Source organism: Mycobacterium sp. G7A2 (assembly GCF_041902445.1).
Classification (GTDB): Bacteria; Actinomycetota; Actinomycetes; order Mycobacteriales; family Mycobacteriaceae; genus Mycobacterium.
In genome coordinates this window covers 1,827,655-1,840,530 of record NZ_CP169251.1, presented here as the reverse complement: position 1 = coordinate 1,840,530, position 12,876 = coordinate 1,827,655, and the positions used below count along the sequence as shown (strand labels likewise).

At 69.5% G+C, this 12,876-nt stretch carries 11 protein-coding genes; 6 read left to right on the top strand and 5 right to left on the bottom strand.

The annotated features are described in order from the left end of the window. Positions 1 to 55: 55 nt before the first annotated feature. The 5 genes from ACEWX3_RS09010 to ACEWX3_RS08990 all read left to right on the top strand — a co-directional run bounded on the left by ACEWX3_RS09010 (position 56) and on the right by ACEWX3_RS08990 (position 5,863). Positions 56 to 346: a hypothetical protein gene (locus ACEWX3_RS09010; protein WP_221363100.1), complete on the top strand. Its 291-nt coding sequence runs from the start codon at positions 56 to 58 to the stop codon at positions 344 to 346. A 90-nt stretch (positions 347 to 436) separates the two neighbouring features. Continuing rightward, positions 437 to 1,414: an ABC transporter permease gene (locus ACEWX3_RS09005; RefSeq protein WP_207066892.1), complete on the top strand. Its 978-nt coding sequence runs from the start codon at positions 437 to 439 to the stop codon at positions 1,412 to 1,414. After that, positions 1,411 to 2,316, top strand: coding sequence for an ABC transporter permease (locus tag ACEWX3_RS09000; protein ID WP_207066893.1), 906 nt, complete (start codon positions 1,411 to 1,413; stop codon positions 2,314 to 2,316). Before ACEWX3_RS09005 ends, ACEWX3_RS09000 begins: the two co-directional genes overlap by 4 nt. Further along, a complete protein-coding gene (locus tag ACEWX3_RS08995; protein WP_207066894.1) occupies positions 2,313 to 4,148 on the top strand; it encodes an ABC transporter ATP-binding protein in 1,836 nt (611 codons plus the stop codon). The genes ACEWX3_RS09000 and ACEWX3_RS08995 overlap by 4 nt, the downstream gene beginning before the upstream one ends. Before the next feature lie 11 nt (positions 4,149 to 4,159). Beyond that, positions 4,160 to 5,863 (top strand): ABC transporter family substrate-binding protein, encoded by a 1,704-nt coding sequence (locus ACEWX3_RS08990; protein WP_373889055.1) that lies wholly within the window; start codon positions 4,160 to 4,162, stop codon positions 5,861 to 5,863. Here ACEWX3_RS08990 and ACEWX3_RS08985 read toward each other — a convergent pair. From ACEWX3_RS08985 to ACEWX3_RS08975, 3 genes are read right to left on the bottom strand one after another with little or no spacing between them, the layout of a single operon-like run. After that, complete coding sequence (locus ACEWX3_RS08985) at positions 5,850 to 7,115, bottom strand: alpha/beta fold hydrolase (protein ID WP_374159221.1); 1,266 nt, start codon at positions 7,113 to 7,115, stop codon at positions 5,850 to 5,852. The genes ACEWX3_RS08990 and ACEWX3_RS08985 overlap by 14 nt on opposite strands. Before the next feature lie 49 nt (positions 7,116 to 7,164). Continuing rightward, positions 7,165 to 9,819 carry an AAA family ATPase gene (locus ACEWX3_RS08980; RefSeq protein ID WP_374159220.1) on the bottom strand — a complete coding sequence of 885 codons (2,655 nt, stop codon included), beginning with the start codon at positions 9,817 to 9,819 and terminating at the stop codon, positions 7,165 to 7,167. After that, positions 9,816 to 10,964, bottom strand: a complete 1,149-nt coding sequence (locus tag ACEWX3_RS08975; protein WP_207066897.1) for an exonuclease SbcCD subunit D — start codon at positions 10,962 to 10,964, stop codon at positions 9,816 to 9,818. The genes ACEWX3_RS08980 and ACEWX3_RS08975 overlap by 4 nt, the downstream gene beginning before the upstream one ends. 115 nt (positions 10,965 to 11,079) lie before the next feature. On the opposite strand from ACEWX3_RS08975, the gene ACEWX3_RS08970 reads away from it, so the two are divergent. Next, entirely contained in the window at positions 11,080 to 11,607 is a 528-nt protein-coding gene (locus ACEWX3_RS08970; protein ID WP_207066898.1) for a histidine phosphatase family protein, read from the top strand. A gap of 77 nt (positions 11,608 to 11,684) precedes the next feature. Here ACEWX3_RS08970 and ACEWX3_RS08965 read toward each other — a convergent pair whose 3' ends face one another. Together ACEWX3_RS08965 and ACEWX3_RS08960 are read right to left on the bottom strand one after the other, a co-directional pair. Then, a complete protein-coding gene (locus ACEWX3_RS08965) occupies positions 11,685 to 12,233 on the bottom strand; it encodes a DUF3558 domain-containing protein (RefSeq protein ID WP_207066899.1) in 549 nt (182 codons plus the stop codon). After that, positions 12,230 to 12,805 (bottom strand): DUF3558 domain-containing protein, encoded by a 576-nt coding sequence (locus ACEWX3_RS08960; protein ID WP_348727052.1) that lies wholly within the window; start codon positions 12,803 to 12,805, stop codon positions 12,230 to 12,232. The genes ACEWX3_RS08965 and ACEWX3_RS08960 overlap by 4 nt, the downstream gene beginning before the upstream one ends. Positions 12,806 to 12,876 lie beyond the last annotated feature (71 nt).

Genomic DNA, 12,876 nt, shown 5'->3' with positions numbered 1-12,876 from the left:
CGACGCTGAGCCCACGCACAGCGGGCACCAATCGGCCGGCATCAGGCTGGGCGCCATGGATACCGATCACACCAGGCCGGCCGCTCCGACATGGGGCAGCCCGCAACCACACCAGAGGTGGGGCACCCGCCAGACCACGGCGGCCGTCGCGGTGGCCGCGGCCATCGCGGCCGTGGGCGGCGCGGCGATCTTCGCCGCGAGCGGAGGGTCATCACCGGTCGCCGGCCCACCCGGAGCTCCGGGATTCGGCCCGCCTGGTGGGCCGACCGGAATGGGTGCACCGGGAATGGCCGCGCCGGGCGCTCCCGCATGCGCGGCCGAGGTCGTGGACGCACCCACCCGCTGACGGACCGGCGCGCCGGAGTGGGCATCGGTGGGCCGGGCCGCGGCATTTCTCCTACCCTGTCGGGATGCAGCCCAGCGGTGGAACCACCGGATGACCCGTTTCCTGACGCGTCGGCTGCTCAACTACGTGGTGCTGCTGGGCGTGGTGTCGTTCCTGACGTTCGCGCTGACGTCGCTGACGTTCAATCCGCTCGACAGCCTGCTGGAGCGCAACCCGCGTCCGCCGCAGTCGGTGATCGACGCCAAGGCCGCCGAGCTGGACCTCGACAAGCCGATTCCGGTGCGCTACGCGAACTGGGTGTCCGGAGCGGTGCGAGGCGACTTCGGCACGACTGTCGGTGGCCAGCCGGTCAGCGATGAACTGTGGCGCCGTATCGGGGTGAGCCTGAGGCTGGTGCTCATCGGCTCGGTCCTCGGCACCGTCGTCGGCGTCGTGGTGGGCGCGTGGGGCGCGATCCGTCAGTACCGGCTGTCCGACCGGGTCATCACGGTGCTGTCGCTGCTGGTCCTGTCCGCCCCCACCTTCGTGATCGCCAACCTGTTGATCCTGGGGGCGCTGAAGGTCAACACCATCCTCGGGGTGCAGGTGTTCGAGTACACCGGGGAAACCTCACCCGACGCGACCGGGGGCACGTGGAACCGGCTCGTCGACCGCCTGCAGCACCTGATTCTGCCCACCTTCACCCTGGCGCTGGCCTCGATCGCCGGCTTCAGCCGCTACCAGCGCAACGCCATGCTCGACGTGCTCGGCCAGGACTTCATCCGCACCGCACGCGCCAAGGGCCTGACCCGTCGCCGAGCGCTGTTCAAGCACGGCCTGCGCACCGCGCTGATCCCGATGGCCACCTTGTTCGCCTACAGCGTCGGCGGCCTGTTCACCGGCGCCGTGTTCGTCGAGCAGATCTTCGGTTGGCACGGTGTCGGTGAATGGGTGATCCAGGGCGTCGCCAGCCAGGACACCAACATCGTGGTCGCGATCGTGATGTTCTTCGGCGTCGTCATCCTGCTGGCGGGGCTGCTCTCCGACGTCATCTACGCGGTGCTCGATCCGAGGGTGCGGGTGTCATGACCGAGACCACGTTCACCTCCCGGCGCCGCCTCGTGTGGCGCCGCTTCCTGCGTAACCGGCCTGCGGTGGTGTCGCTGGTCGTGCTGGTCACCATGTTCATCGCGGCCTACGCCTTGCCGGCGCTGCTGCCCTACTCGCACACCGACCTCGACTACTACGCACTGCAGCAACCCCCGAGCCCGACCCACTGGCTGGGCACCAACGCGCTGGGCCAGGACCTGCTGGCGCTGACGTTGCGCGGCATGCAGAAGTCGATGCTGATCGGGGTGTGCGTGGCGTTCATCTCGACGTTGATCGCCGCGACGGTCGGGGCCATCGCCGGCTACTTCGGCGGCTGGCGCGACCGGGCCTTGATGTGGCTCGTGGACCTGCTGCTCGTGGTGCCGAGCTTCATCCTGATCGCGATCGTCACCCCGCGCACCCGCGAGTCGGGCACCATCCTGTGGCTGATCCTGCTGCTGGCGGGATTCAGCTGGATGATCAGCTCCCGCATGGTGCGCGGACTCACCATGAGCCTGCGCGAGCGCGAGTTCGTCGTCGCCGCCCGCTACATGGGCGTCAGCAACTGGCGCATCATCGCGCGCCACATCGTCCCCAATGTGGCCTCGATCCTGATCATCGACACCGCGCTGAACGTCGGTCTGGCCGTGCTGGCCGAGACCGGGCTCAGCTTTCTCGGCTTCGGGGTGCAGCCCCCGGATGTGTCGCTGGGCACCCTGATCGCCGACGGCACCAACTCGGTGACGACGTTTCCGTGGGTGTTCCTCGTCCCGGCGGGCGCGCTGGTGCTGATCGTCATGTGCGCCAACCTGGTCGGTGACGGGCTGCGCGACGCGCTCGACCCGGGGATCCGGCCGGCCCGTCGGCGGCGCTGGCGAGAGCGTCGGGAGGCAGCACGATGAGCCTGCTCGAGGTCCGCGGCCTGACCGTGACGTTCCCCACCGACGAGGAACGCGTCGCCGCGGTACGCGGTCTGGACTACCACGTCGACGCGGGCGAGGTGGTGGCGCTGGTCGGCGAGTCCGGGGCGGGCAAGTCCGCCGGGGCGATGGCCGTCATCGGGTTGCTGCCCGAATATGCGGAGGTGTCGGGCTCGGTGCGCCTGCACGGCGACGAACTGCTCGGATTGCCCGACAAGCAGATGTCGCGCATCAGAGGCAACCGGATCGGCACCGTGTTCCAGGATCCGATGTCGGCGCTCACGCCCGTCTACCCGGTCGGAGACCAGATCGCCGAAGCGATCTCCATCCACCAGCGCGAGCTCGGCGACCGCGCGGCCCGCGCCCGCGCGGTCGAGCTGCTGGAACTGGTCGGCATCGCCCAGCCCGAACAGCGCGCCCGCGCGTTCCCCCACGAGCTGTCCGGCGGTGAGCGGCAGCGCGTCGTGATCGCCATCGCCATCGCCAACGACCCGGACCTGCTGATCTGCGACGAGCCGACCACCGCGCTCGACGTCACCGTGCAGGCGCAGATCCTCGACGTGCTGCGCACCGCGCGCGATGTCACCGGTGCGGGGGTGCTGATCATCACCCACGACCTCGGGGTGGTCGCCCAGTTCGCCGACCGCGCCCTGGTGATGTACGCCGGCCGGGCGGTCGAAACCGCGCCCGTCGACGAGCTCTACCGCGACCGCCGGATGCCCTACACCGCGGGCCTGCTCGGGTCGGCGCCCAGCCTCGACGCGGCACAGGGGACCCGTCTGGTGCCGATCCCCGGCGCCCCGCCGTCGATGGTGTCATTGCCGCCCGGCTGCCCCTTCGCGCCGCGGTGTCCGCTGGCTGTCGACGACTGCCGCGCCGAGGAACCCGCGCTGGACGAGGTGGGGCCGGATCACCGGGTGGCCTGCATCCGCAGCGACGAGGTCACCGGCCGCAGCGCCGCCGACATCTACGGCGTGCCGAGCGCACCGGCGCAGACCGCCCCGGCGCCGGGCTCCGAGGTCGTGGTGCGGGTCGACAACCTGGTCAAGACCTACACCCTGACCAAGGGTGCGGTGCTGCGGCGCCGCATCGGTGAGGTGCGCGCCGTCGACGGCGTCAGCTTCGAGCTGCGCCAGGGCCGCACCCTGGGCATCGTCGGCGAGTCCGGGAGCGGCAAGTCGACCACACTGCATCAGATCCTGGAGCTGACCGCTCCGCAAGACGGGACCATCGAAGTGCTCGGTGCCGACGTCGCCGACCTGGACCGGCGATCCCGGCGTGCGCTGCGCGGTGATCTGCAGGTGGTGTTCCAGGACCCCGTCGCATCGCTGGACCCGCGGCTGCCGGTGTTCGACGTGCTGGCCGAACCGTTGCGGGCCAACGGATTCGACAAGGCCGCGACCAACGACAGGGTCGCCGAACTGCTCACCACGGTGGGGCTGCGCCACCAGGACGCCAGCCGGTACCCCGCCGAGTTCTCCGGCGGCCAGAAGCAACGCATCGGCATCGCCCGCGCGCTGGCGCTGCAGCCGAAGATCCTGGCTCTCGACGAGCCGGTCTCCGCGCTGGACGTCTCCATCCAGGCCGGCATCATCAACCTGCTCCTCGACCTGCAGGACCGATTCGGGCTGGCCTACCTGTTCGTGTCCCACGACCTGTCGGTGGTGCGGCACCTGGCCCACGACGTCGCCGTGATGAACCGCGGGGTGATCGTCGAACAGGGTGAGGCGGCGCAGGTGTTCGAGCATCCGCGCGACGACTACACACGCCGGTTGCTGGCCGCGGTACCGCGGGCCCTGCCCGATCACCATTAGAGTCGGAGCGCATGGGTGATCTGAGACCAGGTGCGCACCGTCCTTCGGCGATGACGGCGTGGGTGCGGTTTCTCGCGGTGGTGGCCACGCTCGGGCTGGTGGTGACCGGCTGCTCCAGCCCCGACGAGGCCCCCTCCGCCGGCGGCGACGCCGAACTGGGCGCCAGCGCCGACATCAATCCGCAGGACCCCGCCACGCTGCAGCAGGGCGGCAACCTGCGGTTGGCGCTGTCGGGCTTCCCGCCGAACTTCAACTACCTGCACATCGACGGCAACGTCGCCGACTTCGGCGGGTTGCTGCGCTGGACGCTGCCGCGCGCGTTCTTCATCAAGCCCGACGGCGAGATGACGGTCAACAGCGACTACTTCACCAGCGTCGAGCTGACCAGTACCGACCCCCAGGTCGTCACCTACACCATCAACCCGAAGGCGGTGTGGACCGACGGCACGCCGATCACCTGGGAGGACTTCGCGGCGCAGATCAACGCCACCAGCGGCAAGGACGACCGGTTCCTGTTCGCCGCGCCGAACGGCAGCGAGCGAGTCGAATCGGTGACCAAGGGCGTCGACGACCGGCAGGCCGTCATCACATTCGCTCAGCATTACGCCGACTGGCGGGGCATGTTCGCCGGCAACAGCATGCTGGCGCCGAAGTCGATGACCCAGGACCCGGAAGCGTTCAACCGCGGCTTCCTGAACGGACCGGCTCCGTCCGCCGGCCCGTTCATGATCACGTCGGTCGACCGCGCCGCCCAACGCATCACGCTGACCCGTAATCCGGACTGGTGGGGTGAGACGCCGGTGCTGGACGCGGTGACCTACACCGTGCTCGACGACGCCGCGAAGATGCCTGCGCTGCAGAACAACGCGCTCGATGCCGTGGGTGTGGCCAACCTCGACGACTTGACGATCGCCCGGCGCACCCAGGGCGTGTCGATCCGGCGGGCCCCCGCTCCGAGCTGGTATCACATGACGTTCAACGGGGCCGAAGGCTCGATCCTGGCAGATCCGGCGCTGCGCACCGCGATCTCCAAGGGCATCGACCGCCAGGCCATCGCCTCGGTGACCCAACGGGGTCTGGTCGACAACCCGGTTCCGCTCAACAACCACATCTATCTGGCCGGCCAGGAGGGCTACCAGGACAACAGCATCGGCTTCGACCCGGAAGCCGCCAAGCGTGATCTGGACGCGCTGGGTTGGCAGGTGAACGGTCAGTTCCGGGAGAAGGACGGTCGCCGCCTGACGATCCGCGACGTGTTCTACGACGCGCAGAGCACTCGGCAGATCGCCCAGATCGCGCAGAACAACCTGGCCCAGATCGGGGTGGAGTTGCAGCTCAACGCGGTGGGCGGCGGCCAGCTGTTCACCGACTTCGTGACGCCGGGCAACTTCGACATCGCCCAGTTCTCGTGGGTGGGTGACGCCTTCGCTCTGGCGGGTCTCACCCAGATCTATGCGTCGGGCGGCGAGAGCAACTTCGGCAAGATCGGCAGCCCGGAGATCGACGCGCAGATCGAGGAGACCCTCTCCGAGTTGGATCCGGCGAAGGCGCGCGAGCTGGCCAACGAACTGGACAAGATGATCTGGTCGGAGGGCTTCAGCCTGCCGCTGTTCCAGTCGCCGGGCAATGTCGCGGTCCGCAGCACGCTGGCGAACTTCGGCCCGACCGGCATCGGCGACCTGAACTACACCGCCGTCGGGTTCATGAAGCCGTGAGCTGACGCATCGCGCGGGGTAGCACGTCGGGCACCACCGCCTCGGCCCTGGCCGCCAGCGCGACCGCCCGCACCATGAGCCGCACCGTGAGGTTCGCCGGCAGCGCATCGAGTTCGGCGGCGCGGCCAGGCAGTTCGTGCGCCGCACCCGAACAGACGGCCAGGCTGATCTGCAACGCGGCACGCTCTCGGATGTCGAGGATGCTGTGGCCCGCGGTGGGCAGTTCGACCAGGGCAGGATCAGGCAGCAGCTGGGCCACTCGCCGCGCGATCGCCGGCGGCGTGGTCAGGTCACGCCCACCGGAGACCACCACGGTCGGCCAGCCGAAACCCGGCAGTGCCGCCGGCAGATCATATGGTTCGGCGACGAATCCGGCGTCCCCCGTGGCCATTTCCCGGAATGCCACCGCGGGATCGAGCGGCCCGCCGTCGGGCACCGCGCCGTAGTTCAACTCGCGGTAGGCGATCCGCTCGACCAGGTCGGGCTCCTGGTGATACGGCGTCTTGCGCTCCAGCAGCAGCCGGGTACCCACGCCGACGGCAGTCCAGAGCCAATCATGTCCGGCCAGCAGCAGATCCAGTTGGCGACGCAACACGTCGGGTCCGGCGAGTTCGAAGATGCCCACGGCCTGCAGGACCGCCTGCGGCGTGAACACCCCCGCGTCGACCAGAGTGCGTACCTTGACAGCAAGCTCGGCGGTGTCGGGCGTCGCACCGTCCCACAGCACGTGCCGAATCTGTGCGCGGGCCTCGACGATGTCGTGCGCCGACAGCAGCGGCGAGTCCAGCACCATGGCGTGTACGCGCCCCGGGTGCCGCACCCCGAACCCGGCCGCCACATAGCTGCCGTAGGAGGCGCCGTAGACGACGGCCTGCTCGACTGTTGCGTCGTCGAGCACCGCGGCGACGTCGTCCACCGCAGCGTCGATACAGATGGCTTCCGGCGGCAGGTCCCGACCGGCATCGTCGTGGCGCGACAGACCCACGCCGCGGTGCTCCACCATGATCACGTCGAGGCCGTCGACCGCAGCATGACGGCGAAACGCCCGGTACAGCGCCACCGACGCCGCTCCGGGCCCGCCGGGGATGACCAGAAGTGGATGCCGAGACTTGCGGCCGATGCGCACGTAGTAGAGGTCGAAATGCGGACCGTCGGCCCCGCCACTCGGATGCACCGGCCGGCGCACGGCACGCACACCCGGCAGCCCAGCCAGCCGGTCGTGCGCCCGCCGACGCCGGGAGCTCATCGTCATCGGACTCATTTTGCCCCGCCGGGATGCCCGCCAAACCGGCAGCGACGGGTTACGCGGTCAACTCGATGTGCTCGGCGCTCTCGATGACCCCGGCGTAGCGCTGCGGACTGCACGTCAAGATGATGACCTGCCCGTCGCCGGCCACCGCGTCGAAGACATCGGTCATCTTGGCCAACCGGTCGGCGTCGGTGAAGCCCAGCGCGTCGTCGATGATGACGGGCACCCCATCCTCCTTGGCCACCAGCGCAGCACTGGCCAGCCTGGCCACGATGCCCAGCTGTTCCTTGGCCCCACCGGACAGTGATTCATAGGGCACGGTCCGGCCGGAGAGGGTGCGTTGCTCGATGCGCAGATCGGCGTCGACGTCGATCTCGAAGCTGTCGCCGAACACGACGCGGCCCAACCGCTCCACCTCGCCGCGGTAGGGGTCGACGTAACGCTGCCGCGTGGCGTCGCGGTGTCGCACCATGACCGACCTGAGAAGCTGTGCGGCCTGCGCCCGGCGCTGCATACGCAGATGCTCGGCCTCGGCATGCTGGCGCTCGGTCTCGGCTTCGTCGAACCTGCCTTGGCGGCCCTGGGTGCCGTACACCTTGAGCTGAGTGGCGACCTCGCGCAGCGACTCAGCGGCGCGCTGGCGCTCGCTGTCGAGGCGGTCATGCTGCCGTTGCGCCTGCTCGAGGGCGGCGGCCACGGCGTCGGGTTGGTGCCGCTCGAGGTCGTCGTTGAGGCGGGCGACCAGCGAATCCGCTGCCCGGACCGCTTCGGCGTCCGCCTCGGCCGCGACGGCGAGGTCGTCGTCTGGAGTGAGGGCCCGCTGCGCGGACAGTCGCTGCGTGGCCAGCGTCAGCTCGGCCTGGGCGGCATCGAGTTTCTCTTTGGCGCGCGCCGCGCGCAGCTCGCGGTCGGACAGCAGCTTGGCTGTCTCTTCGGCGACCTTGCGGTGGGTTTCGCAGTCACGAACGAGCTGTTGGTGTTCGGCAGAGGCGGCGTCCAGTTCGGCACGCAGGGCAGCGACGTCGCGCGGCCCACCCGCATCGGCGTCCCACAATCCGTCATCGGCGGGCAGCGCCGCCCGCAGGGCGTCGACGCGCGCAGCCAAAGCGTCAACGGTGTGCTCGGCGGTGAGCACATCGAGGATGCCGCGCAGCCGCTCCGCGGCGCCGGCCAATTCGCGGCGCCGCTGATCCGTGTGCCGCGCCGTCGCAAGATCGGTGACGCCGGCCTGCCCGAGAACATCGGCCAGTCTCGCGCACGCAGCGTCCAGTGTGGCCTGCGTGGCCGCCGCCGGTGCGCCAGGCACCACGCGTAGCGACAACACGCCGGCGATGTCGACCCCGGTGGGGCCGCTGACGGCCGCCGACCAGTCCTGCCCCGCCGACAATCTGATCCGGTCCTCACCGATCGTCACCTCGAGGTCGGTGGCGGCGACCAGATCCAGATGCGCCGACGCCTGGTCGGCGGCCGCGCGGGCCCGGTCGACGGCGGCGGCCGCATCCTCGACGGCCGCCATCAGGGAGGCGGTGAGCGTGATCGCGCCGAGGTCACGCTGCACCTCGTCCAATTCACGCTGATGGCGTTGCAGGGTCGTCAGCTGACCGGCGAGCCGATCGAGTTCTTCGCGGTCGCACAGGCGCTGGACCGTGGCACGCACCGCCTCGACCCGGCGGTGGCCGGCCTCGACCGCCGTGCGTGCCGCGGCCGCGACCTGTTCGGCCTCCTTCTGCATCGTCGACGCGGTATCCAGATCATCGGCGGCAGAGTCTGATTCGGCCTGCAGCCGGGTCACGGCCGCAGCGCGCTCATCGATGTCCGCGCGGGCACGCCGGCGCTCAGCGAGGGCCGACACCGACATACGATGCTTCTCGGTCGCTGCACCGGCCACCACGGTGGCCTGCGCGATCTCGGTACGCAACCTCTCGACCGCACGAGCAGCCTCCTGCGCCTCGGCGAGAATGGTTGCCGCAGCAGTGCTTTGCGCCGTCAATGTGACCGAATCCGTGGTCAGCGCGGCATGCCGGCGGACGGCTTCGTCGACTTCGGCGACCGCGGCGGCGCACCGGGCAACCTCCTCGTCGGCGGTGCGCAGGCGAGCGATGGCTGCTGCCCACTCCCCCGTGGGCCGCCCCGTGGCCGTGAAATAGCGCCGGTATTCGGCGTCGACACGGTCGATCAACAGCGAGTCCACCGCACCGCCGGCGGCCGGCTGGTCGTCGACCTCACCGGCAGCGACGTCGAGCGCACGTGACAGCGCGTCACACCCGGACAGATCCACCGCCGAGGTGGACGCCGACTGCAGGACACGCTGGGCCTGCCAGAGATCCATGTCCACGGTCTCGGCGAGCATGGCGCGCACCCGATCGTGGGCTTCGTCACCGGTGAGCTGCTCGCGCCGCGGGGCCAGCAGCGTGAGCTCTGTCTCCGGGCGCTTGTGGAACCGCTTCCGGTATACGAACCGGTATGGGCCCGTCGAGATTTCCGCGGTGACCTCGGCGCCGACGTCGGCGTGGGTCGGCTTGACCTGCTTGACCTCTTTCTTGGTCGAGCGGTCCTTGGCCTCCAGCAGCAGGTCCAGCGCCTCCAGCATGGAGGACTTGCCGATCTCGTTGGCACCGCTGATGACAACGACGCCGTGGTCGGGGAATTCGAGGTCGCGGTGGGTGATGCCGCGGTAGTTGGTCAGAGTCAGCCGGTGCAGTTTCACGCCGCGCTCCCGTCGGCCAGACGCAGCAGCAGCCCCAGGGCGGCCCGCGCGTCGTCGGCCTCGGCGGTGTCGGAGCGTGCGGTGGCCACGAGTTCGTCGACCGCGGCGGCCGCGAAACCACCGATGCCCAGATCGTCGAACTCCCCGTCCGCCGGCATCACGGCGAGGTCGGTCTGCTTGTCCCACGGCACGAGGGCGGCGAACAACCGCGCGTACCGGTCCAGGCAGACGTCGAGCGCGGCGCGGTCGGTGACCGTCAGAGAACCGGTGAGCCCGTGCCGGACCACGGTGCGCTCCTTGTTCGGGATCAGGTCCAGGTTGAGGTCCAGGTCGGCAACATCGCGCCCGTCATCGACCGAACGGCACAGGGAGACGAAACGCCACTGTCCGATGCGCGCCGAGTCGACCCGCGCGGGCCGGCTGGGGTCGTCCTCGTCGAGCTCGACGACCAGCACATGCCCCGGGTCGGGCTCGATGTCGTCGTAGTTGGTCACCTCCGGGGAGCCGGAGTACCAGACCCGGCCGGTCGCGCCCACGCTCATCCGGGAGTGCTTGTCGCCCAGCGCGACATAGTGCACGGCTCCACGCTGCAGGGCCGACTCGACGGCGTCGAGCCGGATCAGCGAGGCCCGGTCCTTGTCCGGGACCAGGATGTCGACGGCGCCGTGGCCGACGACGATGCGGGTCACCCCGTCGGCCGGCAGGTCGTCGATCACGTCGGCGACGAGGTCGGTGGTCGGGGCCTTCGAGTACCAGGGGGCCGCTACCAGCTCCAGACCTGGACGCACCTCGTGGACGCCGGGGCGGTCCAGGACGATGACGTTGTCGGGGCGCTCGGCGGTGAAGAGCGCGCTGGTGTACACCGACGAGGCGTCGAGCGGGTCGTGGTTGCCGGGGAGCAGGTAGACCGGCACCCCGATGCCCCGCATCACCTCCAGCGATCGCCCGACTTCGTCGGGGGCGAGTTGGTTGTGTTCGAACACGTCGCCGGCGACGACGACGAACTCGGCGTCACGGTCCTCGGCCACCGAACCCAGCGCAGAGATCGCAGCGCGCCGCGCGGCGGAGTAGCGGGGCTGGGCATCGGGGCTCAGGAAGTGTCGGGTCATGCCGAGTTGCCAGTCAGCGGTGTGCAGAAAGCGCATGTCAAGCTGTCCTTCCCCCGGTCGTCCGTGAACCCGTTGGTCCGGGCACAGCGAGTCTAGGGCGGCGCTCCGACAACTCCTGGGACGCCGACCGGCATGCCCTACCGTTATCCAGATGAGCGACCGGTACCGCACACTTCTGCTGCTTCGACACGCCAAGTCGGACTACCCCTCCGGAGTCGCCGACCACGATCGCCCGCTGGCGGACCGCGGGATCCGCGAGGCCGCGCTGGTCGGAGACTGGATCAGGACCAGCGTCAGCCCGGTCGACGCCGTGCTGTGTTCGACGGCGACGCGAACCCGCCAGACCTTGGAACGCACCGGTATCGACGCGCCGGTGCACTACGTCGACCGCATCTACGATTCGTCTCCCGGCATCGTCATCGACGAGATCAACGGCGTCGCTGCACGCTTCGGCGACGCGGCGAGCGATCCGTCGACCCTGCTGGTGGTGGGACACGAACCGGTGATGTCCGGGCTCGCGCTCGGACTCGCCGACGAGGAGTCGAGCAGGAGCGCCACCGCGGAGGCGATCCTGGAGAAGTTCCCGACCTCGGCGATCGCGGTGTTGCGGACGAACCGTCCCTGGGCCGAGCTGGAGCTGAGGAGCGCGGAACTCGTCGACTTTCACATCGCACGCTGAGCGCGCAGTCAGACCGGGGCGCGCTGAGCGCGCAGTCAGACCGGGCGCGTCGAGCGCGCAATCAGACCGGGCTCCAGTCAGGCGCGGGTGGCCAGCGTCAACTCCATCAGCTTGATCGCCATGCCGCAGGCGTCGATGCCGGGCGCTTGCGGGTTGACCCACCAGCCCACCACGCCGGCTGCGTCACTGGCCACGCCGCACGCGCCGTTCGGATCGTTGGGGCGCATCACGAACGACTGGATACCGGCGATCGACCGGTCTTCGATGTCGTAGCCGAGTTCCTGGGACACCTGGCGTTCATGGTCGAGGCTGCCGAGCTCGAACCAGAACCGGGTGATGTCCACCAGGCCGGCCGGATTGGCGGCCTGCCACCGGCACACCGCGCCGACGAACGTGCTCTGGATGTCCAGCGGGTCCGCGCCGACAGTCTCGGCGAGGATGTCCTCGGTGAGGACGTCGCACTCCTTGAGCAGGTTGGGGTACTGGCGCTGCGAGTCGTTGTTGCGCGGCACGTCCCCCGCACCCGCCCGGGCAGCGGAGCCCTCGACGGTCTGGGTGCAACCGGTCAGCACAACCAGGCCGGCCAGCGCGGCGACGAAACCTGCGACAGCTCTGCGCGCCCTCATTTGGAATTCACAATCGACTGGCGGGTGAGTTCGGTGGCCACGTCGCACGCGTCCGGGAACGGCTCCTGGGCGTAGCTGATCGACCATTCGATGAAGTCGTCGCCGAACTGGATACCGATCTCGCACAGGTTGACACCCATGGTCGGGTCCTCGTTGATGCCCATGAAGCCTTCGTGACCTTCGATGGTGATGTCTTCGACGCTGGTGCGCGACAACTCCATCGTCTTGCGCTCGCGGCCGATCGGGCTGCCCCGGAACCAGGTGAACGAGAAGTGCGGGCCCAGAATGCTGCCTCCGGCCAACCACTGACAACCCACCGACGTCTTGGCCGTGTTCACCAGGCCGGCCACCTGCGTCAGCTCGGTCATCTGTTCGTCACTGATGCCGCCGCACTCGGGAAAGAACGGACCGTGGGACACGTCCTGCTGCGGCGCATCCGTGGTCGGCACCTCCGGGGAGGGCGACTCCGAATCCGAACACGCGGCCAGCACCGGGACGACGGCAACCGCAACGACGGCGAGACGCTGCGCCGAGCGGCGGAATCTGCGGTCGCGGTGAGTCACGCCATGCACTGTAGCTGCAGCCCCATGCCCCGACCACCGACATGCCGACTGACCTGCCGATTTATGCGATTCTCAGGTGC

Excerpts from the sequence above, each read along its gene's own strand:
- ACEWX3_RS09010 (WP_221363100.1), top strand. The coding sequence starts at position 56 with ATGGATACCGATCACACCAGGCCGGCCGCTCCGACATGGGGCAGCCCG.
- ACEWX3_RS09005 (WP_207066892.1), top strand. The coding sequence starts at position 437 with ATGACCCGTTTCCTGACGCGTCGGCTGCTCAACTACGTGGTGCTGCTG.
- ACEWX3_RS09000 (WP_207066893.1), top strand. The coding sequence starts at position 1,411 with ATGACCGAGACCACGTTCACCTCCCGGCGCCGCCTCGTGTGGCGCCGC.
- ACEWX3_RS08995 (WP_207066894.1), top strand. The coding sequence starts at position 2,313 with ATGAGCCTGCTCGAGGTCCGCGGCCTGACCGTGACGTTCCCCACCGAC.
- ACEWX3_RS08990 (WP_373889055.1), top strand. The coding sequence starts at position 4,160 with ATGGGTGATCTGAGACCAGGTGCGCACCGTCCTTCGGCGATGACGGCG.
- ACEWX3_RS08985 (WP_374159221.1), bottom strand. The coding sequence starts at position 7,115 with ATGACGATGAGCTCCCGGCGTCGGCGGGCGCACGACCGGCTGGCTGGG.
- ACEWX3_RS08975 (WP_207066897.1), bottom strand. The coding sequence starts at position 10,964 with ATGCGCTTTCTGCACACCGCTGACTGGCAACTCGGCATGACCCGACAC.
- ACEWX3_RS08970 (WP_207066898.1), top strand. The coding sequence starts at position 11,080 with ATGAGCGACCGGTACCGCACACTTCTGCTGCTTCGACACGCCAAGTCG.
- ACEWX3_RS08965 (WP_207066899.1), bottom strand. The coding sequence starts at position 12,233 with ATGAGGGCGCGCAGAGCTGTCGCAGGTTTCGTCGCCGCGCTGGCCGGC.